Raw genomic sequence first — 20,972 nt, 5'->3', positions numbered from 1 at the left:
TGTCGCCGACGCAAGGCATGTGGCCAGGACTACAGACGCAGCAGATGCAGGAACCGTGTGGTCGACGTGTCCTCGATGCAATGCACCAGGCGCACGTCGGCGGCGCGATAGATCGCCTGCCACGCCTTGCGATCCGGCGGCGGAATGCCCTGCCCGGAAATCGCCTGCACGTAATCGTGCAACAGGGTTTCGCGGCCCGCCGCGTGGCCGCGATGACCGAGCCGGCCGTAGTAATCGCTGACCAGCAATAACCGCTGCGGAAAATCGCGCTGCAGGCGACGCAGCCACGCGACCGCCGCATCGGCGCCGACCGCGCACAGTTCGTTGGCCAGATCGCCGGCCACGACCGCCTGGATCTTCGCGCGCGCCGCATCCGACAGCGTGCGCGCGGGATCGCGGCCGTCGCCCTGCACGATGCGCACGCGCCGCGACACGCCGGCCTCGCGCAGGCGGGCGCGGGCGTTGCGGCACATCGCCGGGTTCGCGTCGATGCCCCAGCCGCGAAAGCCGTCGTCCTGCAGCGCCATGGTGCGCAGCAGCGCGCCCGGGCCGCAGCCCAGGTCGAGCGCGGCGCGCACGCCGAGCTGATGCAGCAATCCGGCCGGCACCGCTTCCGGGCCGGCGGGCGCCTGCAGGAACGCCTGCGCGTGACGCGCGCGATCGACCGCCGCGCCCGCACGCGCGGGGCGACGCAGGATCGACGGCAGGGCGACCGCATTGCCGGCGAACGCGCCGGCATACAGATCGAGCACGAAGCGCGCGGCGGGCGCATAGGCCGCCGTGGTGCGGAAGCGTTGTCCGCGCCTGTCGATCAGATCGGTGCGCGCGGCGGCGAATTCGAGCGTCGCGCCGAGCATCGCCTCATCGAGGCCGAACTCGACCGCCAGTTCGTCGACGCCGCGCGGACGCGCGAGTGCGGCAAGCACGCCGAGATCGTGCAGCGTCGACAGCGCGTGGCCCAGTTGCAGGCCTTCGGCGAGATCGAGCGCCGACCAGCGCGGCGTGGCGGTGATGCCGGCATCTGCCTGTGCAGCGTCGCCCACGTTCGCGCGCTTTCGCGCCGCCGCTTCGACGCTCAATGCCGTCGCTCCCGGGCATCCATCGTGCCCGCATGCGCATCGCGCGGCGGCACCAGGATGCCGGCGCTCACCAGATCGCGGAAAAAAGTCATTTCGACCGCCGCGCCGCCGGTGTTGGCGCGGATCATCTCGGCGACATGGTCGCAGCGCTGCGGCTGCGCGAACACGCCGAGGATCGCCTCGACGCCTTCGTCGATCCGGTAGGCCTTCGGTTCCCGCTCGTCCAACTGCAGAAGATAGATCACGCGATCGTCGTCGCTGTCGTCGAGCAGGCGATCGTCGAGCAGGCCGTCATCGAGCAGGCCGTCGACCGACGCACTGTCGCGGATCCGCGCCAGCCAGCGGTCGCAGTCGTGCAGATCCGGCAGGATCCGCACGCGGTCGCTGAGCACGTAGGCGCGCGGCGCTTCGAAGGCCTCGCGCGCGACCGGATCGGTGCCGTTCAACGGGCGCGCATCGTGCAATTCCAACCCGAAGCGGAACAGCGAAGCAAGGTGATGTCGCGGCCCGAAACAATCGGCGACGAACGCGACGAGCAGCGTCGCATCCGGCGCCTGCATGCGTTCGCCACTATCGCCATTCTCGCCGCGCGCGATGAATGCCGAAAATGCAGCGACGAACGCGCTGAGCTTGCCCTCGAAGCGACGCAGCGCGTAACCGATGACGATCGGCCCGACCCGACGCAGCAGCTCGACGGTCTGCACCGCGAACACGTGCGCGTCGCGCGGCAGTTCCGCCGGGTAATGGAAATAGGTCTGGAAGATCTCCGGCGTGCCCACCACCAGATCGCGATCGCGGTCGCCGAGCAGATAGCTGTTGTAGGGACTGGAATAGCCGTCGTAGCGGACCTCGGCGCCGTGTTCGGTGTACATCGGCGTGCCGGGCTCGGGCTGCAGGATATGCAGCTGGGTGAGGCAATTGGAACTGAAGCAGCGGCCGATCATGTCCAGCGTGTCGTCCTGGTCCTGACGGTTTTCCTGCGGATACCCGGTGATGAAGGACGCGGTGGTTTCGATCCCGACCGCTTCGCACACCGCGAGCATCGGCTCGACCAGATCGACATCGAGCCGCTTCATGGTGATCTGCTGCATCCGCTTGGAGCCGGTCTCGATACCGAAATACAGACCGACGCAGCCGGCCTCGGCCATTTTCTCGACCATCATCGGATTGACGCAATCCACGCGCGCCGACACCCGCCAGCGGAAACCGCGGCCCTGCACCGCTTCGCAGAACTCCAGCACCTTGCGCTTGTTGACCGTGAACATGTCGTGGTCGAGCTTGAACTCCGAATAGCCGTAAAGCTCGCGCAGCCGCTCCAGTTCCAGCACCAGCCGTTCGGCCGATTTGAGCCGGAAACTGCGCTGGAAAAAACCTGCGGTGGAGCAGAACGTGCACATGAACGGACAGCCGCGTCCGGCCTCGATGCGCAGCAGATCAAGGCCGAGATCGGCGATCGGGTAATGGTCGTAGCGCAGCAGCGGCAGGCGATCGAGATCTTCGACCTTGGGCTTGCCCGGCGTCATCTGGAACCGGCCCTTGCCATCGCGCCAGCTCAGGCCCGGCACCGAAATGAAATGACGATCCGGCAGCGCGCGCAGCACGCCGGTGAAGATCTCGTCGGCCTCGTGGCGCACGATCAGATCGAACTGCGGGAAGCGCTCGAGAATCGGTCGGTCGAGCATCGTCGCGTGCGGGCCGCCGAGCAGGATCGGCAGGTCGGGCTCTTCGCGGCGCAGCAGCGCGGCGACGTTGATCGCGAACAGGAAACTGCAGCCCAGCGTGGTGAAGCCCACCGCTTCCGGCCGCTGGGCCAGGATTGTTTTCGCCGCGCGCGCGTACAGCGTCTCGTCGTAACGCAACTCGCCGCTGCGCAGCAGGCGCTTCGGGTCGTAGATCTGTACCACATGGCCGTCGGTTTCCGCCGCCGCCGCCAGCGCGAGCAGGCCGAGATGCGGATGCACATCCAGCATGGCCAGATCGCCTTCTTCCGGCATCACCAGATTGTCGACCAGGGTGAGTCGCACTCAGCGCGCCTCCATCGGGCCCGGCAGTTCCACGATGCCGAGCGTCGCGAACGTCTGCAGTGCTTCGCGCACCGCGCCGGTCATGCCCTGCCCGCCGCCGAGCCGTCGCGCCAACACCGCGATGGAGCGGCGCCCATCGAGCAGCGACAGCAGGTAGTAACCGAATGCGTCGAGCACGATCACCGCCGCATCGTCGCCATCGGGTGCGCGCCAGAAGCAGCGATACTGCGGCTGCAACGGCACTTTGCCCAGGTCGGGAACACTGGCGAACAGCGCATCGGCGAGCGCGCGCGGATCGGATTGCAGTTCCTGCAGCAGGAGGTCGCCGCGCACGCGGGGCGCTGTAGCGATATCGGCATGGTCGGCATCGCACGCATCGGACTCGTACCACACGCCCAAACGTGCAACCGCATCCTCGTAGCGGATCGCATCCCAGAGCAGCGCATGCGTGTGATCGCCGAGATCCAGCCAGCCGCCGAGGAATTCGATCAGATCGCGGGCGCGCGCCGGCATCGCACCCGCGTAACGCAGGCCCTGTCGCGAGCGGAACGCGGCGTAGGCAGCGAAGATGTCGATCTCGATCGCGGCGATGCTCATCAGCCGGAACGTCAGCGGCATCATCGGCCGCAGCGGATTGTGGCGCACCTTGACGCTCAGGCCGGCGAATTTTCCCAGCGCCGCGAGATCCAGCGTCTCCGGTTCGATACCCAATTCGCGCAGCGTCTCTGGCTGCTGCCGCCATTGTTCGAGCAGGCGCGGATGCTCCACGCCGGAGGCCAGCACCGCATGCACCCGGGCCAGGTCGCTCATGCCGCGTCCAGCAGCTCACGCACGCGCTGCATGTGCTGATGCAGGATCGGCTGCGGGAACGCCGCCGACCAGTTGTATTCGACGGTCAGCGCCTGCGGCCTGACTTCGCGCAGCACGCGCTGCAGCATCTCGAACACCAGCGGCGGCGCCGGTGCGGCGTGATCGTCCCAGGCGATGCCCGACTGCACGCTGAGCCCGGAGACATGGATCTCGACCACGCGATGCAGCGGAATCCTGCGCAATTCGCGCAGCGGATCGGCGCCGGTGTTGATGCAGGTGATCAGGAAATGGCTGAGGTCGAGCAGCAGGCCGGCATCGCAGCGATCGATGACAGCGGAGATGAATTCGGACATCGGCATGGTGCTGCCGGGAATCCGGAAATACTGCGGCGAGTTCTCCAGCAGCAGCGGCGTCGCCCCCAGGTGCGCGCGCGCGGCGGCGAGGTTGGCGACGACGCGTTCGACCGATGCTTCGCTCAGCTGCGGGCAGACGGTGTAGGTGAGCAGGGTCGGGTCGGCAGGCTCACGGGGGTGCTCGTCGCGGTGGTCCTCATCGCTACGGTCATCTTCGAGGGATTCGGCGGACACGAAGGCCAGATGTTCGCCGATCCACGGCGTGCGCATGCGCTCGGCGATGTCGGCGATGGCTTCCAGCGTGATCCGCGTCGGCGCGACGGTGCCTGCGACCGATACGCTGGCGCAATGCAGGATCATCGGAACGCGTTCCTGCAGCGCCGCGACCTCGGGCGTGTGCCGCAGCTGCTCGAACGGGACTTCGATGTAGTCGAGATGTTCCGGGTGACTGTCGAGATAGGCGAGCGCGCTCGGGCCATAGGCCAGGCCCAACTGCGTTCTTCCGGAATCCGCCTCGAAGAATTTCACGCTGCGCGCCCCTGATCGATAACGACGATTCGACTGATGAAGGCTGTTGCAAAGAGATCTCGCGAAGACATGTCGCGAACACCGCCTGCCCGCGATGCGCGAACGCATCGCGTCATGCGGAGCGGATCGGTTCCGGCCTTTACGGCCGGAACCGACGAGGCATCAGTCGTACAGCCAGCCGCTGCCGAGCTTGCCGCCGGCCAGATCGACCTTGCTGAGGGTCACATTGAGCGTGCCCTTCTCGATGCAGCGCTGGATCGCGGCGATCTTCTTCTTGTCCAGCGGCATCGACAGATGCAGCTTGGGAATCGCGCCTGCCAGCGTGATGCTGGCGGCACCCGCCTTCACGGCTTTCTTGGTTGCTTTCTTGGCTGCCTTTTTGGCGGCTGGTTTCTTCGTTGTTGCCATTTCCCTGCTCCTCCGTCCTGCGAGTGATGGACGCCTTGCGACGTCCGACGAAACATTCCGAAGCGCGGTTTTTCTGGAAACGCCCAAGCCTTGAACACCCGTTCTTCGAAAATCCGTTGTTCGAATATCCTTCCGAAAATCCAGCATGAAAACTGCGATCACACGAACATGTCACAGCTTTCTCGACGTTGTCAACACCCGACATCCGACAGCTCGACGATCGCGCTGACGCCGCCGGAGAGACGACCGTCTTCGCGAACCTCACCGGAAAGCGCGTCGGACGCATCGCGAAAGCGCATGCGCGGATCATCCGCAGGCATCAGCATGATGTGCACGCGCCAATCCACCGAGGTATCGCCATCGAGCACCCAGTCGCCGTGCCGGATCAATGCCGTCATCGTCTGTTGCAGCAGACGCATCGCAAGCCCGCGACCGACGCAGCCGTGTCCGCCCGCGCCGAACGGAAAATAGGCGTACGGCGAAGGACGCAGCTGCGACCACCGCGACGGCTGGAACCGCTGCGGCTGCGGAAACAGCGCCGGCTCGCGGTGCGACAGGAACGGGCACAGCAGCACTTCGCAATCCGCAGGCAGACGATGCGGGCCCAATTGCACCGGTTCGCGGGTCATGCGCACCATCAATGCGTTGGGAGTGAGCACCCGCAGCGATTCGCTCAGCACTGCATCGAGTAACGCCGAAGTCGCGCCGTTGCGGACATCGGCCTCGCGCAGACGCGCACGCAGGCCCGGCAATTGGCTGAGCGCGAGCAGCGTCCACGCCAGCGCCACCGACACCGGTTCGTTGCAGGACATGAAGAGGACATTGGCATGCGCAACGAAGCGGTCTTCGTCGATGACATCTTCGGGCGCCGTCGCCAGCGCCGCCAGCGCCCCGAAACGTTCGGGATGCGAAGCCTCCTCCCGCGCGGCGCGGCGGTAGTCGCGCAACCCCGCGTCGACGTCGCCACCCATCCGGATCAGCAGATCGCGACTGGCATCATCCATCGAATGCCAGGGCGCGGTGGCTTCGCGCCGCAGTTGGAAATAGGTCATCAGCAGCGCTGGCGACAGCATGCAGGTGGCGCAGTCTCCGAACATGAGGCGCGACGACGCCCGCAGGACCAGGTCGCGCATTTCCGCCAGCAAGCCCCCCTTGCGCTGCGTCCGCATGCGCGCGCAGGTCTCGGCGACCGCGGAGTCCGCGGCGTCGCGCACGGCCGCCGCATCGGCGGAAGAGAGCACGCGCGCCAGCGATTGCTTCTGGCGCTCGTGCTCGCTGCCGCGCATGCCGTGCAGGCTTGCATTGAGATTCTGCAGCGTCGGCGGCAGGCCCAGGCGCACGGCTGCGGACACCGGCAGCACGAAACGCTCGATATCGGCGAGCACCGCGCGCTGATGGGCTTCGCCGAAAACAGCGACCACGCCCCGGCAGTCGGACGATCGCGACAGCAGCGGGCCGTCGACCGGCAATGCGTACAGATCGCCCAGCGAACGGCGCCATCGGTCCAGGTAGCGCATCGGCTCATCGCCGATGGCATCGACATCGGCCGCGAACGGGAGATCGGGCAGACCGTCGTGCACGCTGGCGCTCATGCCCGGCGCCGGAGAAATCGTTGGCGTGCGCAGGCGCGCGAAGCGTGGCGGTGTCGTTCCATCTGCCCGGAGTCCTCTGCCGTATTGACCGGTACGTCGGCCGGCACATCGGCCGGGTTCGATCATAGGCCAGCGGCGGCACTGCGGATGCCTCCGGCGTGATCCTCCCGCACGGCCCATTTCGCTTGAGCAACTGGATCCACGCACGGATCCCCCGGTGCCCATGGGCACCGTTCCCTCGCATCCAGGAGTTTTTCCATGATCCGAAACATCGTATTCCCCACCCTGCTCCTGCTCGGCGCGCTGCTGTTCGGCGGCCGTGCCGAAGCCCAGCAGATTCCACAGGGTCCGTTCCAGAACGTGCACGGCCTGGTCCAGGCCTGGCAGCAGTTCGATCCTGCGGGTGCCGGCTACGCTTACGTCGACGGCACGCTGGTATTCCAGCGTTACGGCTTCGGTCCGGCCGCCATGGGCCAGTACTTCGTCTGCCCGCAGGACGCACTCATCAAGCTGAACTGCCCGGCGGAAGGCCCGTTCCAGAACGCACAGGCGATCATCGACTACTGGCGCGAGGCCGATCCGTGGGGTGCGACCTATCTTTACCTCAACGGCCAACTGATCGAGCAGCGGATGGGTTTCGGTCCGGCCAACACGCAGTACTACGTCACCTGCAACAACCGCCCCGGGGGCGGCTTGATGACCAACTGCAGTCTCTGAACAGCCGCCGGAACGCAAGACGGCGCCGGAAACTCCGGCGCCGTCGGTTGTCGCGAAAACACCTGCTGCGAATCGGGGCAGCGACGATGCTCAGTGCTCGTAAGCCGCTTCGCCGTGCGAGGCGATATCCAGGCCTTCGCGCTCGGCTTCTTCGGTCACGCGCAGGCCGATGGTGTATTTCACCAGCGTGAACGCGACCAGCGAGACCACGCCCGACAGCGCGACCGTCACCAGCACGCCCTGCAGCTGGATCCAGACCTGCGAGGCGATGCTGTAGTCGGCCAGTGCGGTTTCGGTCACGTAGTCCCAGATGCCCGCGCCGCCGAGCGACGGCGCCGCGAACACGCCGGTGAGCAGCGCACCGGTGATGCCGCCGACGCCGTGCACGCCGAACACATCGAGCGAATCGTCGGCGCGCAGCAGCTTCTTCAGCCCGGTCACGCCCCAGAAGCAAACGATGCCGGCGATGGCGCCGATGGCGAGCGCGCCCATCAGGCCGACGTAGCCGCAGGCCGGGGTGATCGCGACCAGACCCGCGACCGCGCCCGAAGCGCCGCCGAGCATCGACGGTTTGCCGCGCGCGATCCATTCCACCGCGCTCCACACCAGCACTGCAGCGGCGGTGGCGAGGAAGGTGTTGACGAACGCCAGCGCAGCGACGCCGTTGGCTTCCAGCGCCGAACCGGCGTTGAAGCCGAACCAGCCGAACCACAGGATCGATGCACCGACCATGGTCTGGGTGAGGTTGTGCGGACGGATCGCTTCGCGGCGATAGCCCAGACGCGGACCGATCACGTACGCGCCGACCAGGCCGGCGATGGCGGCGTTGATGTGCACCACCGTGCCGCCGGCGAAATCCAGGGCACCCTTGGCCCACAGCATGCCGGACTTCGCGAGCACGCCTTCGACCGCATCGGTGCCGGTGAACGCATCCGGGCCCGGGAAGAACCACACCATGTGCGCCATCGGCGCATAGGCGAAGGTGAACCAGATCACCGTGAACAGCAGCAGGCCTGCGAACTTCACGCGTTCGGCGAACGCACCGACGATCAGCGCGCAGGTGATGCAGGCGAACGCACCCTGGAACACGAAGAACGCGAGTTCGGGGAGGTACACGCCCTTGGTGAAGGTCGCGCCCATCGCACCGTTGAGCCCGGCGCCGAACAAGCGCGCGCCGCCGCCGACGAAGGCGTTGTTTTCGGTGAACGCGAGGCTGTAGCCGTAGACCACCCACAGCACCGCGACCAGCGAGAACACCACCAGGCATTGCATCAGGATCGACAGCACGTTCTTGCTGCGCACCAGACCGCCGTAGAACAGCGCGAGTCCCGGCAAGGTCATGAAGATCACCAGCGCCGAGCACACCAGGATCCATGCGGTGTCGCCCTTGTCGGCGACCTGCGCGGGCGCGGCGGCGGGTTCGGTCGCGGCGGGTTCCGCAGCGGCGGCCGGCGCGGCGGCATCGTCGGGCTTGGCCTCTTCAGCGGTGGCTTCGGCGGTTTCGGTTGTTGCGGCGGTTTCGGTCGTCGGTGCGGTTTGCGCCGCCGCCGTCAACGTTGCGCCGAAGATCGCCGCGCCGCACAGCAGCGCAAGCAACCACGTACGGGTTCGCAACCCGGAAAAGAATCCAGTGTTCATGGGACAGTCTCCGAGTAAGGGTTAGAGCGCGTCCGCGCCGACTTCGCCGGTGCGGATGCGGATGACCTGTTCCAGCGCGGTGACGAAAATCTTGCCGTCGCCGATTTTGCCGGTGCCCGCGGATTGCTGGATCGCTTCGATCGCGGCATCGAGCCTGTCGCTCGCAACCGCAACCTCGACCTTGATCTTGGGCAGGAAATCGACGACGTACTCCGCGCCGCGATACAACTCGGTATGTCCCTTCTGTCGACCGAAGCCCTTGACTTCGGTGACGGTGATTCCGGACACGCCCATCTCGGACAAGGCTTCGCGCACCTCGTCGAGCTTGAACGGCCGGATGATGGCGGTGATCAGTTTCATGCGCTCTCCCCGTTGGCGAATATTCGCTGTGGATGATGGCCGGCACCGGAGTACCGGCCATCGATGAAGAGAACCGCTCTACGCATTCCGACGTGGGGAAGGAAGCTGCGTATGCGTTTCCCGTGCCTCGTCTTGCAAAAAACCCAAGCCGCCGATATCGCTCGCACGCCGGCCGCGCTTCAAAGCGCGATCGTCATGAACATGCTGTACGGGTCTTCGACGTAATCCGCGAACGGATCGCATGGCTCGAAGCCGAAACGCTCGTACAGCGCCCTCGCCGGTTCGAATACTTCCATCGAACCGGTTTCCAGACTCAGGCGCCGATACTGCCGGCCCCTGGCTTCCTGCAGGATGTGGCGCATCAACCTGGCCGCCACCCCTTTGCGCACATGCCGCGAAACCGTGCGCATCGATTTGATTTCGCCGTGCGCCGCGTCGAGTTGCTTCAACGCGCCGCAGCCCACCAGTTCGCCGGCCTGCCACACGCTCCAGAACGTGACCTCCGGTGCGCGCAGACCGTCCAGGTCCAGCGCGTGGCAACTCTCCGGCGGCGAGTGCTGCGCGAGATCCGCCTTGTGTTCGCGCAGCAACGCGATGACCGCTTCGCTGCGCAGATCGTCGATGCGGATCTCCATCGCCTCCCCCAACTCAACCGGGTGTTCTCCTCCCCTTGCGCACAGCGCAGGGGGAGGTCGGGAGGGAGTGCTGTTGTCCCGACATCTGCAACCGCAACCCCTCCCCAACCCTCCCCTTCGCTTTCAGCGGAAGGGAGGGAGCAAACATCAGATCGTGTAATACATCTGGTATTCCAGCGGATGCGTCGCCGCGCGGAACTTGGTGACTTCCTGCATCTTCAGCGCGATGTAACCGTCGATGAAGTCGTCGTTGAACACGCCGCCGGCCTTGAGGAACTCGCGATCCTTGTCCAGCGCCTCCAGCGCCTGGTCCAACGAATGGCAGACGGTGGGGATGTTCTTCTCTTCTTCCGGCGGCAGGTCGTACAGATCCTTGTCGCTGGGCGAACCCGGATCGATCTGGTTCTTGATACCGTCCAGACCGGCCATCATCAGCGCGGCGAAGGTGAGGTAACCGGAGTTCATCGGGTCCGGGAAACGGATTTCGATGCGACGCGCCTTCGGGTTGGACACGTACGGGATACGGCACGAGGCCGAACGGTTGCGCGCCGAATAAGCCAGCATCACCGGCGCTTCGAAGCCGGGGACCAGGCGCTTGTAGCTGTTGGTGGTGGAGTTGGCGAACGCGTTGATCGCGCGCGCGTGCTTGAAGATGCCGCCGATGTACCACAGCGCCATCTGCGACAGGCCGCCGTAGCCGTCGCCGGAGAACAGGTTCACGCCGCCCTTGGCCAGCGACTGGTGCACGTGCATGCCGCTGCCGTTGTCGCCGACGATGGGCTTCGGCATGAAGGTCGCGGTCTTGCCGTTGCGATGCGCCACGTTCTTGATGATGTACTTCATCGTCAACAGTTCGTCGGCCTTCTGCACCAGGGTGCTGAACTTGGTGCCGATCTCGCACTGTCCGGCATTGGCGACTTCGTGGTGATGCACTTCCACTTCGATGCCGGCGGCTTCCAGTTCCTTGCACATTTCGGCGCGGATGTCGTGCAGCGAATCCAGCGGCGCGACCGGGAAGTAACCGCCCTTCACCATCGGCCGGTAGCCGGTGTTGCCGCCTTCGTACTCGCGGCCGGAGTTCCAGTGCGCTTCTTCCGAATCGATGTGGAAGAAGGTGTGGCCCATTTCATTGGCGAAACGGACGCTGTCGAAAATGAAGAATTCCGGCTCCGGGCCGAAGAACGCCTGGTCGGCGATGCCGCTGGCCTTGAGGTAGGCTTCGGCGCGCTTGGCCACGCCGCGCGGGTCGCGGGTGTAGGCCTGCATGGTCGCCGGGTCGAGGATGTCGCAGGTCAGGATGAGGGTCGGATCGGCGGTGAACGGGTCGATGACCGCGGTCGACGCGTCGGGCAACAGGACCATGTCGGATTCGTTGATGCCCTTCCAGCCGCTGATCGACGAACCGTCGAACATCTTGCCGTCTTCGAACAGGCTCGCTTCGACGATGGATTTCGGGAAGGTGACGTGGTGCTGCACGCCGCGCATGTCGGTGAAGCGCAGGTCCACGAATTCGATCTTGTGGTCCTTGATGAGTTTTTCGACGTGCTCGAGGGACATCCGGAGGCTCCGATGGGTGAGAAGGATGCCTTTGCTATTGCAAGGTGCGTGCCAGCGGCAAAGTCGCGATAAACTATTGATCAGAAAGGAACTGGGTTGATCGACCGTTGGTTTTTTGCGCCAAATTGGTGCAGCTGCCGTCGAAATCCCTCTTTTGGCTCAAACTCTCCAGGACTCTCGGTATGCGGATCCATGTCTTTGTCGTCGCCCTCGCACTGCTGCTTGTTGCTACCGGCGCAGCGCAGGCGCAAACCGACGATCTGAACCCCTCGGGCCTGAAGAATCTCCCGCAAGCGTCCGGCCCAGGGCTGGCCCGGACGTCGGGTTTCGGCACCTGCCTGGTGCTCAGCGGCGGCGGCGCGCGCGGCATGGCGCACATCGGCGTGATCCGGGTGCTGGAGCGCGAGCGCATCCCGGTGGACTGCATCGTCGGCACCAGCATGGGCGCGGTGGTCGGCAGTCTCTACGCCAGCGGCATGACTGCGGCCGAGATCGAAAGCGGTCTGCGCGCGCTGGACTGGAACGCGATGTTCGTCGACCGCATCGACCGCCGCACCTTCACCCACCGGCGCAAGGACGAGGACCGCAGTTTCCTGGCGAAAGGCGGCTTCGGCCTGCGCGACGGCAAGCTGACGGTGCCGCCGTCGGTGTTCGAAGGCCAACGCCTCGCGGTGGCGCTGCGCGCGGCCCTGTTGCCGAGCGCGAACATCCCGCGCTTCGACGACCTGCCGATTCCCTTCCGCGCGATCGGCACCGATCTGGAAACCGGCGACGCGGTGGCGATGGATCACGGCGACCTGGTCAACGCGGTGCGCGCAAGCATGGCCGTGCCGGGCGCGCTGGCGCCGGTGAGTTACGACGAGCGCTCGCTGGTCGACGGCGGCATGTCGATGAACCTGCCGGTGCAGATCGCGCAGGGCTGGGGCGCGAAGCGGATCATCGCGGTGGACATCGGCGCGACGCTGAAGAAGCGCGAACAGTTGACCGACCCTTTCAGCATCACCGACCAGATGGTGACCGCGCTGATGTTGAAGGAAACGAAACACCAGCGCGAACGGTTGGGCGCTGCCGATGTGCTGATCATCCCCGAGCTGGGCGATCTGAGCTCGGCCGATTTCACCGCCGGCCTGGACCAGGGCGTCGCGCTGGGCGAACAGGCGACCGTCGCTGCGCTGCCGCGATTGCAGGCGATGCGGGTGTCGCCCGAGGCCTATGCCACGTGGCGCGAAGCGCGACTGGCGCGACTGGAACCGATCGGTCCGGTCGACCGGGTCGAACTGGTCAACACCTCGACCATGGACGACGAGGCGCTGCGCACGTATCTCGGCACGCAGCCGGGCGATACGATCGATCCGAAGAAAATCGAAGAAGACCTGAGCCGGCTCTACGGCCTGGGCGAATTCTCGCGCGCCTATTACACCGTCGACACCGATGCGGCCGACAAGACCGTGCTCACCTATGTCGCGCGCAGCCGGCGCTGGGAAGAGGACGGCACCTTGAAGTTCGGCATCTTCCTGCAGGACGATTTCGAAGGCCACGGCGAATACCAGATCGGCGCGCGCTACGGCAAACGCGAGCTCAACCGTTTCGGCGGCGACCTGCTGCTCGAAGCGCGACTGGGCGACCGCAACCGCGCGTTCGCCCAGTGGAACCAGCCGCTGGACATGCACCGCAACACGTTCGTGCGGCCGTCGCTGGAATGGAACGGCGAAAACGAAACCCTGATCGACGACGACAACGACACCGGCGACTATCGCGACAGCCGCTGGGAAGCGCGCGCTGCGCTGGGCCTGAATCTTCGCGACTGGGGCGAAATCGCGATCACCCCGTTCCTGCGTCGCAACCACTTCGACCTGCGCTCGCAACCGCTGTCCAGCGGCATCCCGCGCACCAGCACCAGTACCGGCGTCGATGCGGAATTCACCCTCGACACCCAGGACGACGCCGAATTCCCCGGCAGGGGCTGGTATGTGCAGGCGCGGCACACGCGCTACCTGCCGCTGATGGATGCCGATACCGATGGCTTCACCAGCAGCGCGAAAGCTTCGTACGCATTCACCGCGCTGGGCGGACGCTGGCAGTTCGGCGCGCAGGCGCAGGACCATCGCGGCAACGCCTACGAAGACGTGGCGCAGCTCGGTGGCCCATTCCGGTTGTCCGGCTACGGCATCGACACGCTGCGCGGCACCGGCGCGGCGCTGGGCACGCTGCAGTTCAATTACCCGCTGGCGCAGCTGCTGCAGTACCCGCTGTTCGTCGGCGGTTCGCTGGAAGCCGGGCAACTCTGGCGACGCGGGCAAACGCCGAGCTTCGAGCGCACGATCTTCGGCGGCAGCGTCTACACCGCGCTGGATACGCCACTGGGTCCGATCTACTTCGGCCTGGGGCTTGCCGAAAACGGCCAGGAAGCGGTGTTCCTGAGACTGGGCCAGCCGTACTGATCGCAGGATGTCGCGACGCATCCGATCTCGACATCCTGTCATGCGCCGGTAGCGGCCACGACGTGCCCTGCGATGCATCGCAGGCGCGCGGCGTTGACGCATACAACGCCTCCTGCACCGCAAAAGCATGATGCGACGCGACAAGCAGACGCGTACTGCATCCTATTCGCACAGAACGCACCGCAAGAACAGAAAAAATTCGTTTTGCGGGCCACGAGCCACCTCATCCTTTTTGATGATTTCGCTCGAACTGCGATACCAATCCCAAAAGACACCCACGCATCGCCACGACCCTCCGCACCGGCATTCGCCCCTCCGCCGCGAATGCCTGGTTGGATATTCCGTCCAGTCAACGACTCGAACATAGGATTCCACATGCGAAAGCGTCGTATCGAACCCAATACCCGTACCCCCACGAAGACCTCGATCGTGGCCGCAAGCGTGCTGCTGGCCGCGCTCTCATCGACCACGCTTTCATCGACTGCGTTCGCAGCGCAAGGCGATCGAACGGACACGATAACGCCCGAAATGCGCAAGGCGATGAAGCGCGATCTGGGCATGGACTCCGCGCAGATCCCTCGTTACATCGATACCGAACGTCATGCCGCGCGCAAGCAGGAAGAAGCCAGGCAGCTGTTCGGCAATGCCTATGCCGGTTCATGGATGGAACGCGACAGCACCGGCGAATTCAAGCTCGTCGTCGGCACCACCAATAGTGCCTTCGCCGCGAAGGCACCAACGCTCGGCGCGGAAGTCAGACGCGTGCGGCACAGTCTGGCGCAGCTGGAAACGTCGATGTCGCGCCTGAATCGCGGACGCGCCTCGGTGGCGGGACGCAAGGACATCCACAGTTGGCGGGTTGATCTGCAGAGCAATACGGTGGTGGTGACCGCCGCCGCGAGCGCGACCGCTGCAGCGATCGACTTCGTCGCCGCCAGCGGCGCCGATCCGCAGACGGTGCGCGTCGAAACCTCGACGCTGCGGCCTCAGCTGGCGTACGACCTGATCGGCGGCGACCGCTATACGCTGCCCAACGGCGGCTGGTGCTCGATCGGACTCCCGGTCACGCAGGGCGGCTTCGTCACTGCGGGACACTGCGGCACGCTGAATACCGCAGTCACCGGATCCAACGGCGTTGCCATCGGCAGCTTCGCCGGTTCGTCGTTCCCGGGCAATGATTTCGCGTGGGTCCGCGCCACCAATACGAGCTGGATCAGCCAGCCGTGGGTGGCGAACTATGCGGGCGGCGTGATCGGTGTCATGGGCGGCCTGGAAGCGCCCGTGGGTGCGGTGACCTGCCGCTCCGGCGCACGCACCGGCTATCGCTGCGGCATCATCGGCGCCCGCAACGTCACCGTGAATTACGGCGGCAGTCTCGTCTACGGCCTCACCCAGTCCAGCGCCTGTCTTGGGCAGGGCGATTCCGGTGGTTCCTTCATCACTCCAACCGGAGAAGCGCAGGGTGTGGCCTCCGGCGGCGCATTGAACGCGAACGGCGAGAATTGTTCGATCGCCGCGCCGATATCGTTCCATCAGCCGCTGCAGCCAATCCTCAACGCCTACGGACTGACGCTGCGCACCGCACCCAGCTGCGGACGTCTGAATCCCGGCAATTCCGTGGCGGCCGGCACCTCGCTGTTGTCATGCAACGGCCGCTACCGCCTGTCGATGGGGTATACGGGCTGGCTGAGCCTCTACAACTCCGCGGGCAGTGTGATCTGGTCGCGGGGCGTCAGTGGGTTCAATGGAATGCCGCACAGGCTTTCGATGGCAACCGACGGCAATCTGATGCTGTACGTGTTCCCACAGCGGCTGCCGTATCCACAGTTGCGCTGGAGCAGCGTCACGGGCGGTCATCCAGGTGCTTTCTTGCTGCTACAGGACAACGGCAACATGATCATCATCAGCCATCAGGGCCAGTTGCTTTGGGCGAGCAACACCGCCGGACTGTAACCCTGCGACAGCCGCACACGACATGCGGACACCCGTTTCGACACCCCCGCGCAATCGGGGGTGTCGTCGTTCCGGCACTCGCTTCCCCCGCTCGGCATCGCGCGCTTTGCTTCACCGTTACACTAGCGTTTTGATCGCACCCACCCCCGCATGAACGATCTGCTCGCCGCCCTGCTGCTCGGCATCATCGAAGGCATCACCGAATTCCTGCCGGTCTCCAGCACCGGTCATCTGCTGATCGCGGAACGCTGGCTGGGTCATCGCAGCGACCTGTTCAACATCGCGATCCAGGCCGGCGCGATCCTCGCGGTGGTCGCGATCTACTGGCAGCGGCTGTGGGGCCTGCTCATCGGCTTTCGCGAACGCGAGAATTTCGACTACGCGATCAAGCTTGCGGTGGCGTTCGGCGTCACTGCGGTCGGCGGGCTGCTGGTCAAGAAGCTTGGCTGGGAATTGCCCGACGAGGTGCGGCCGATCGCGTGGGCATTGATCCTCGGCGGCGTCTGGATGCTGCTGGCCGAACATTTCGCCGCCAAACGCGCGGCCACCCTCGGCGAACGCAGCGAGATCAGCTGGACAGTGGCGATTCTGGTCGGCATCGCCCAGGTCGTGGCCGGGGTGTTTCCGGGCACATCGCGTTCGGGTGCGACCATCTTCGTGGCGTTGCTCGCCGGCACCACCAGCCGTGTCGCCGCGACCGAGTTCGCGTTCCTCGTCGGTATTCCGACGATGTTCGCCGCCACCGCCTACGAGTTGCTCAGCGTGTTCAAGGACGGCGGCGCCGCGCACGAAGACTGGACCGCGCTCGCGGTCGCGTTCGTCGCTTCGGCCATCACCGCCTTCGTCGCGGTGAAATGGCTGCTGCGCTACATCCAGAGCCATCGGTTCACCGCGTTTTCGGTGTATCGCTTCGTGGTCGGCGCGGCGCTGCTCTGGCTGGTCCCCACGGGCCAATGAGCACAGCGACACCCCCACCGCGGGATTCATGGCTGCACGACATCGCACCGTCATCGGTCGCAGCGGGATTCGTCACCGTGCTGGTCGGGTTCACCAGCTCGGCGGTGATCGTGTTCCAGGCCGCGCAGGCGCTCGGCGCGTCGGAAGCGGAAACCGCATCCTGGTTGTGGGCGCTGGGCATCGGCATGGGCGTCACCTGCATCGGCCTCTCGCTGCGTTGGCGGATACCGGTCGTCACCGCATGGTCGACGCCGGGCGCGGCGATGCTGATCGCCAGCAACGCCGACGTACCGCTGTCCGATGCCATCGGTGCGTTCGTGCTGGTCGCGGCGCTGACCGCCATCGTCGGTTTCAGCGGCGTGTTCGAGCGCGGCATGCGCCGGGTGCCGCTGACGTTGGCGTCCGGCCTGCTCGGCGGCGTGCTGCTGCGCTTCGGCATGGACGTGTTCGTGTCGATGCGCACGCAGATGGCCATGACCCTGGCGATGCTGGCGATCTACCTGTGCGGGCGGCGCTGGTTTCCGCGTTACGCCGTGCTGGCGACGCTGTTGCTGGGAATGGGCGTGGCCGGCGCATCCGGCCTGCTGCATCTGGACGACGTCGAACTGCGCGTCGCGCGGCCGATCTTCACGCTGCCCTCGCTGTCGCTGGCGGCGGTGTTCGGCATCGCGCTGCCGCTGTTCGTGGTGACGATGGCCTCGCAGAACATTCCGGGCGTCGCGGTGATGCGCGCCTCCGGCTACGACCCGCCGATTTCGTCGAGCATCGGCTGGATCGGCGCCACCAATCTGCTGCTTGCGCCGTTCGGTGCGTACGCGCTGTGCCTGGCGGCGATCACCGCCGCGATCTGCAGCGGTCGCGAGGCGCATCCCGAACCGTCGAAGCGCTATGTGGCATCGGTCTTCGCCGGCATTTTCTATCTCTTCACGGGCGTGTTCGGCGCGACCGTCGCCGCACTGTTCGCGGCGTTTCCGAAGGAACTGGTCATGGCGATCGCCGGGCTGGCGCTGTTCGGCACCATCGGCAACAGTCTCGCGGTCGCGCTGCGCGAAGACCGCGATCGCGAGGCCGCATTGATCACCTTCCTCGTGACCGCCTCGGGATTCAGCTTCGGCGGCATCGGGTCCGCGTTCTGGGGGCTGATCGCCGGCGGTATCGCCCTGCTGCTGCGCCCACACGCGCGCTGAGGCAGTCGGGTGTATCGTTCGGAAGCGCGAAGCCGCGCGCGATATTCAGTGACATGAACCCCGTCCTGCCTCGCCGCACGTTCAAGGACGCACTCTCGCGGAGCCCGCCATGACCCGTTCCCTGTCGATGCCGATCTTGCCGCTGATCTTGTCGTTGATCTTGCCACTGATCCTCGTCGCCTGCACACGACCCACCACGCACACGGATGCATCCGTCGCCGCCGCACCATCGCAGTCGGAGCGCAGCAACGACGCGACGGGAACCGCGCTGGACGGCTATCGCTGGCGGTTGCAGGACGCCACCGACGCACAGGGGCGTCGTATCGACGCATTGCTGGTGCGCCCGGCGCAACCGCTGCAATTCGATGTCGCCGAAGGACGTCTCCGCATCACCAATGCCTGCAACGGCATGAGCGGCGACCTCCGCATCGACGGCGATACGTTGCGCATCGGCGCGCTGGCCTCGACGAAGATGGCCTGCGCCGACCCTGCGGTGATGGCGCTGGACGCCGAAATCGCGAAACGCCTGGAAGGCGGCATCGCATTCCGATTGCTCGAAAGCGATCCACCGCAACTGATGTTGAACGTCGCGAATGGCGACAGGCTGCGCTTCGTCGGCATGGCCGCGCCGGAAATCCGTTTCGGCAATCCGGGCACGATCGTTTTCATGGAAGTGGCGGCACGCCTCGAACCCTGCCAGCACCCGATGATGCCCACGCCCAGGCAATGCCTCGAAGTGCGGGAACTCCATTACGACGCAGAAGGTCTGCGTTCGGGTACACCCGGCGAATGGCAGCTGTTCCATGACACCATCGAGGGCTACACCCACGAGGAAGGCGTCCGCAACGTGCTGCGCGTCAAACGCTTTGCGATCGCCAATCCGCCGATGGACGCGCCCGCGACCGGGTACGTGCTGGACATGGTGATCGAGTCGCAGACCATCGATCCGTGATGCGCCTTCCCTTCGTCGTCTACAGTCACCGCAGATCGTCATTCCGTTCCGGAGAACGTCCATGAACACCCGCACCGCCCTGATCGCCACCACCCTGTTTCTCTCGACCGCCGCCTGCGCGTCCGCCGACGCCACCGGCGATATGGCCGGCACCGCGCGCGGCGATGCCGCAGCCACCGGCGCGGAACGCGAGCGCACCGCCCGCTTCAGCCCGACCGAACTGAGCAACACCGGCGGCTGGACGCTTGAATCCGCCGATGCGGCGGGCGGCGCTGGCATCGCCGAGCTGCGCGCACCGGGCATCGCTTTCGAGATGACATTCAGCAACGGCGAAGTCAGTGCTTCCGGCGGCTGCAATCGGCTGCGCGGCACGTACACGGTCGCAGGCAAACGCCTCGACATGACCCTGGCCATCGCCACCCGCATGTCCTGCACCGACGACAAGAATCTCGCCGATCGCAGCTTCAGCGAACTGATGGGACAGTCGTTCAAGGTCGAACTGATCGAACCGCAGCCCTACCGCATGCGCCTGACCAGCGACAGCGGCCAGGTATTGGTGTTCCAGGCGAAACCGATTCCGCTCTGAGTTGCTTGAACCGGATTCGTCACCGCTGAAATCTGCGTCGAATCGGCTCAGCCCTTCACGTTCGCATTGAGCGAATACGTCCCGTAGACGGCCGTTTCCGCCAAAACATGTCCATGCATGGCGCGGAACACATCGGCGGCGGCGAATCTCGCGGGCAGATCCAGGCGCGCGACATCCAACGCGAACACGCGGAAGAAGTAGCGATGCAGGCGCAGGTCGTGGCCCGGCGGATACGGACCGTCGTAGCCGAGGTAATCGCCGCCCATCTGCGCGTCGCCAGCGAACCAGCCGGTGTAATCGTTCACGCCGTGGCGCGCGCCGGCCGGCCCGCCGGGCGCGGATTTCCCGCGCGCCGTGATGCCATCGCTGCAAGCGCCTGCGGCGAGTTCATTCACATCGGCGGGAATATCGACCATGACCCAATGCACGAAATCGCCGCGCGGATGTTCGACCGGGATCGCAGTGCTCTCGTCGGCAACCAGCGCGCCGTCGGTCGGCGCATCCGGATCGATGCACAGCAGCACGAAGCTGCGGGTGTCCGTGGGCGCATCGCTCCAGCGCAGATGCGGATTGCGATTGCCGCCGAACCCCTCCGGCGTGCCCATCGCGAATTCGGCGGGGATGCGGTGGCGATGTTCGAAACTGTCGCTGACGATCTGCATGTCCGGCTCCTGGTTCATCCGCTGAAGATCGGCCGGTCGATCGGCCGGGAAACAGGATATCGCACGCGCTCCGCCGCGGTCAGATGCGCTTCGCCGGATCCTGCGACCGTCGCCGGTCGGCTCGATAGGTCAACGCGGCTTCGATACAAACGCGTACGGCATCTTCCGGAAGATCCGCATCCATATCGAAGACGATGGCGCGATTGCCCTCGAAGCCGAATTCGCCGGGAAACAGCGTGCGGAAGGTCTCGACCAGCGTGGTCTTGCAGTGGAAGTACATCGCGTATTGCCCGGGTTTCGCCGGCTTCCAGTCGATGCGGACGGTGCTGCCCATCCGCCCACTGCGACTGCGATAGGCCGGCTCGCCCCATTTCAGGCTTTCGACCACCGCGCCGACGCCTTCGGTGCGTTCGGCGGTGTCCAGGATCAAGCGGCGCAACGCCAGCAGCTTCGCGCGTGCGTGCGGCGGATAGCGCGCGAACGTCTCCGCGACTTCGGGAGTGTCGAACGGTGCATCGATCGACAACCGCGCG

19 protein-coding genes are annotated in these 20,972 nt (G+C 65.7%); 7 read left to right on the top strand and 12 right to left on the bottom strand.

What is annotated here, in order from left to right:
• Positions 1-29 precede the first annotated feature (29 nt).
• From HOP03_08860 to HOP03_08835, 6 genes are all read right to left on the bottom strand, one after another.
• Positions 30-1,013, bottom strand: a complete 984-nt coding sequence (locus tag HOP03_08860; GenBank protein ID NOT88282.1) for a methyltransferase domain-containing protein — start codon at positions 1,011-1,013, stop codon at positions 30-32.
• A 62-nt stretch (positions 1,014-1,075) separates the two neighbouring features.
• Positions 1,076-3,103, bottom strand: coding sequence for a B12-binding domain-containing radical SAM protein (locus HOP03_08855; GenBank protein ID NOT88281.1), 2,028 nt, complete (start codon positions 3,101-3,103; stop codon positions 1,076-1,078).
• Complete coding sequence (locus tag HOP03_08850) at positions 3,104-3,913, bottom strand: hypothetical protein (protein NOT88280.1); 810 nt, start codon at positions 3,911-3,913, stop codon at positions 3,104-3,106.
• Positions 3,910-4,794, bottom strand: a complete 885-nt coding sequence (locus HOP03_08845; GenBank protein NOT88279.1) for a DUF692 family protein — start codon at positions 4,792-4,794, stop codon at positions 3,910-3,912. The genes HOP03_08850 and HOP03_08845 overlap by 4 nt, the downstream gene beginning before the upstream one ends.
• A gap of 162 nt (positions 4,795-4,956) precedes the next feature.
• On the bottom strand, positions 4,957-5,142 hold the full coding sequence (locus HOP03_08840) for a hypothetical protein (GenBank protein NOT88278.1): 186 nt from the start codon (positions 5,140-5,142) through the stop codon (positions 4,957-4,959).
• A 251-nt stretch (positions 5,143-5,393) separates the two neighbouring features.
• Positions 5,394-6,794, bottom strand: a complete 1,401-nt coding sequence (locus HOP03_08835) for a cytochrome P450 (GenBank protein NOT88277.1) — start codon at positions 6,792-6,794, stop codon at positions 5,394-5,396.
• A gap of 258 nt (positions 6,795-7,052) precedes the next feature.
• Here HOP03_08835 and HOP03_08830 point away from each other — a divergent pair, with 258 nt between their 5' ends.
• On the top strand, positions 7,053-7,511 hold the full coding sequence (locus tag HOP03_08830) for a hypothetical protein (protein NOT88276.1): 459 nt from the start codon (positions 7,053-7,055) through the stop codon (positions 7,509-7,511).
• A 90-nt stretch (positions 7,512-7,601) separates the two neighbouring features.
• Here the strand turns inward: HOP03_08830 and HOP03_08825 are convergent, their stop codons facing one another.
• The 4 genes from HOP03_08825 to glnA form a co-directional block, all read right to left on the bottom strand.
• Entirely contained in the window at positions 7,602-9,149 is a 1,548-nt protein-coding gene (locus HOP03_08825) for an ammonium transporter (protein NOT88275.1), read from the bottom strand.
• 21 nt (positions 9,150-9,170) lie between these two features.
• Entirely contained in the window at positions 9,171-9,509 is a 339-nt protein-coding gene (locus HOP03_08820; protein ID NOT88274.1) for a P-II family nitrogen regulator, read from the bottom strand.
• 179 nt (positions 9,510-9,688) lie between these two features.
• Positions 9,689-10,144: a GNAT family N-acetyltransferase gene (locus HOP03_08815; GenBank protein NOT88273.1), complete on the bottom strand. Its 456-nt coding sequence runs from the start codon at positions 10,142-10,144 to the stop codon at positions 9,689-9,691.
• A 147-nt stretch (positions 10,145-10,291) separates the two neighbouring features.
• A complete protein-coding gene (gene glnA / locus HOP03_08810) occupies positions 10,292-11,701 on the bottom strand; it encodes a type I glutamate--ammonia ligase (protein ID NOT88272.1) in 1,410 nt (469 codons plus the stop codon).
• Positions 11,702-11,883: 182 nt separating this feature from the next.
• On the opposite strand from glnA, the gene HOP03_08805 reads away from it, so the two are divergent.
• The 6 genes from HOP03_08805 (at position 11,884) to HOP03_08780 (ending at position 19,777) form a co-directional block, all read left to right on the top strand.
• Positions 11,884-14,142 (top strand): hypothetical protein, encoded by a 2,259-nt coding sequence (locus HOP03_08805; GenBank protein ID NOT88271.1) that lies wholly within the window; start codon positions 11,884-11,886, stop codon positions 14,140-14,142.
• 72 nt (positions 14,143-14,214) lie between these two features.
• A complete protein-coding gene (locus tag HOP03_08800) occupies positions 14,215-16,095 on the top strand; it encodes a hypothetical protein (protein ID NOT88270.1) in 1,881 nt (626 codons plus the stop codon).
• Between the two features lie 150 nt (positions 16,096-16,245).
• Complete coding sequence (locus HOP03_08795; GenBank protein ID NOT88269.1) at positions 16,246-17,052, top strand: undecaprenyl-diphosphate phosphatase; 807 nt, start codon at positions 16,246-16,248, stop codon at positions 17,050-17,052.
• Positions 17,049-18,239 (top strand): benzoate/H(+) symporter BenE family transporter, encoded by a 1,191-nt coding sequence (locus HOP03_08790; protein ID NOT88268.1) that lies wholly within the window; start codon positions 17,049-17,051, stop codon positions 18,237-18,239. Before HOP03_08795 ends, HOP03_08790 begins: the two co-directional genes overlap by 4 nt.
• A 109-nt stretch (positions 18,240-18,348) precedes the next feature.
• Complete coding sequence (locus tag HOP03_08785) at positions 18,349-19,191, top strand: META and DUF4377 domain-containing protein (GenBank protein ID NOT88267.1); 843 nt, start codon at positions 18,349-18,351, stop codon at positions 19,189-19,191.
• 61 nt (positions 19,192-19,252) lie between these two features.
• Positions 19,253-19,777, top strand: coding sequence for an META domain-containing protein (locus HOP03_08780; GenBank protein ID NOT88266.1), 525 nt, complete (start codon positions 19,253-19,255; stop codon positions 19,775-19,777).
• A 47-nt stretch (positions 19,778-19,824) separates the two neighbouring features.
• Here the strand turns inward: HOP03_08780 and HOP03_08775 are convergent, their stop codons facing one another.
• Both HOP03_08775 and HOP03_08770 read right to left on the bottom strand, forming a co-directional pair.
• Entirely contained in the window at positions 19,825-20,439 is a 615-nt protein-coding gene (locus HOP03_08775; protein NOT88265.1) for a YbhB/YbcL family Raf kinase inhibitor-like protein, read from the bottom strand.
• A 79-nt stretch (positions 20,440-20,518) separates the two neighbouring features.
• Positions 20,519-20,965 carry a DUF1801 domain-containing protein gene (locus HOP03_08770; GenBank protein NOT88264.1) on the bottom strand — a complete coding sequence of 149 codons (447 nt, stop codon included), beginning with the start codon at positions 20,963-20,965 and terminating at the stop codon, positions 20,519-20,521.
• Between the last annotated feature and the right edge of the window lie 7 nt (positions 20,966-20,972).

Origin of the sequence: Lysobacter sp. (assembly GCA_013141175.1) — a bacterium.
Lineage (GTDB): Bacteria > Pseudomonadota > Gammaproteobacteria > Xanthomonadales > Xanthomonadaceae > Lysobacter_I.
This window is presented reverse-complemented; position numbering and strand designations above follow the sequence as displayed.

What these genes read in the sequence shown, in the direction of transcription:
- HOP03_08780 (NOT88266.1), top strand. Translation starts at nt 19,253, where the DNA reads ATGAACACCCGCACCGCCCTGATCGCCACCACCCTGTTTCTCTCGACC.
- HOP03_08790 (NOT88268.1), top strand. Translation starts at nt 17,049, where the DNA reads ATGAGCACAGCGACACCCCCACCGCGGGATTCATGGCTGCACGACATC.
- HOP03_08825 (NOT88275.1), bottom strand. Translation starts at nt 9,149, where the DNA reads ATGAACACTGGATTCTTTTCCGGGTTGCGAACCCGTACGTGGTTGCTT.
- HOP03_08850 (NOT88280.1), bottom strand. Translation starts at nt 3,913, where the DNA reads ATGAGCGACCTGGCCCGGGTGCATGCGGTGCTGGCCTCCGGCGTGGAG.
- HOP03_08775 (NOT88265.1), bottom strand. Translation starts at nt 20,439, where the DNA reads ATGCAGATCGTCAGCGACAGTTTCGAACATCGCCACCGCATCCCCGCC.
- HOP03_08815 (NOT88273.1), bottom strand. Translation starts at nt 10,144, where the DNA reads ATGGAGATCCGCATCGACGATCTGCGCAGCGAAGCGGTCATCGCGTTG.
- HOP03_08800 (NOT88270.1), top strand. Translation starts at nt 14,215, where the DNA reads ATGCATCGCAGGCGCGCGGCGTTGACGCATACAACGCCTCCTGCACCG.
- HOP03_08785 (NOT88267.1), top strand. Translation starts at nt 18,349, where the DNA reads ATGACCCGTTCCCTGTCGATGCCGATCTTGCCGCTGATCTTGTCGTTG.
- glnA (NOT88272.1), bottom strand. Translation starts at nt 11,701, where the DNA reads ATGTCCCTCGAGCACGTCGAAAAACTCATCAAGGACCACAAGATCGAA.
- HOP03_08830 (NOT88276.1), top strand. Translation starts at nt 7,053, where the DNA reads ATGATCCGAAACATCGTATTCCCCACCCTGCTCCTGCTCGGCGCGCTG.
- HOP03_08820 (NOT88274.1), bottom strand. Translation starts at nt 9,509, where the DNA reads ATGAAACTGATCACCGCCATCATCCGGCCGTTCAAGCTCGACGAGGTG.
- HOP03_08795 (NOT88269.1), top strand. Translation starts at nt 16,246, where the DNA reads ATGAACGATCTGCTCGCCGCCCTGCTGCTCGGCATCATCGAAGGCATC.
- HOP03_08835 (NOT88277.1), bottom strand. Translation starts at nt 6,794, where the DNA reads ATGAGCGCCAGCGTGCACGACGGTCTGCCCGATCTCCCGTTCGCGGCC.
- HOP03_08805 (NOT88271.1), top strand. Translation starts at nt 11,884, where the DNA reads ATGCGGATCCATGTCTTTGTCGTCGCCCTCGCACTGCTGCTTGTTGCT.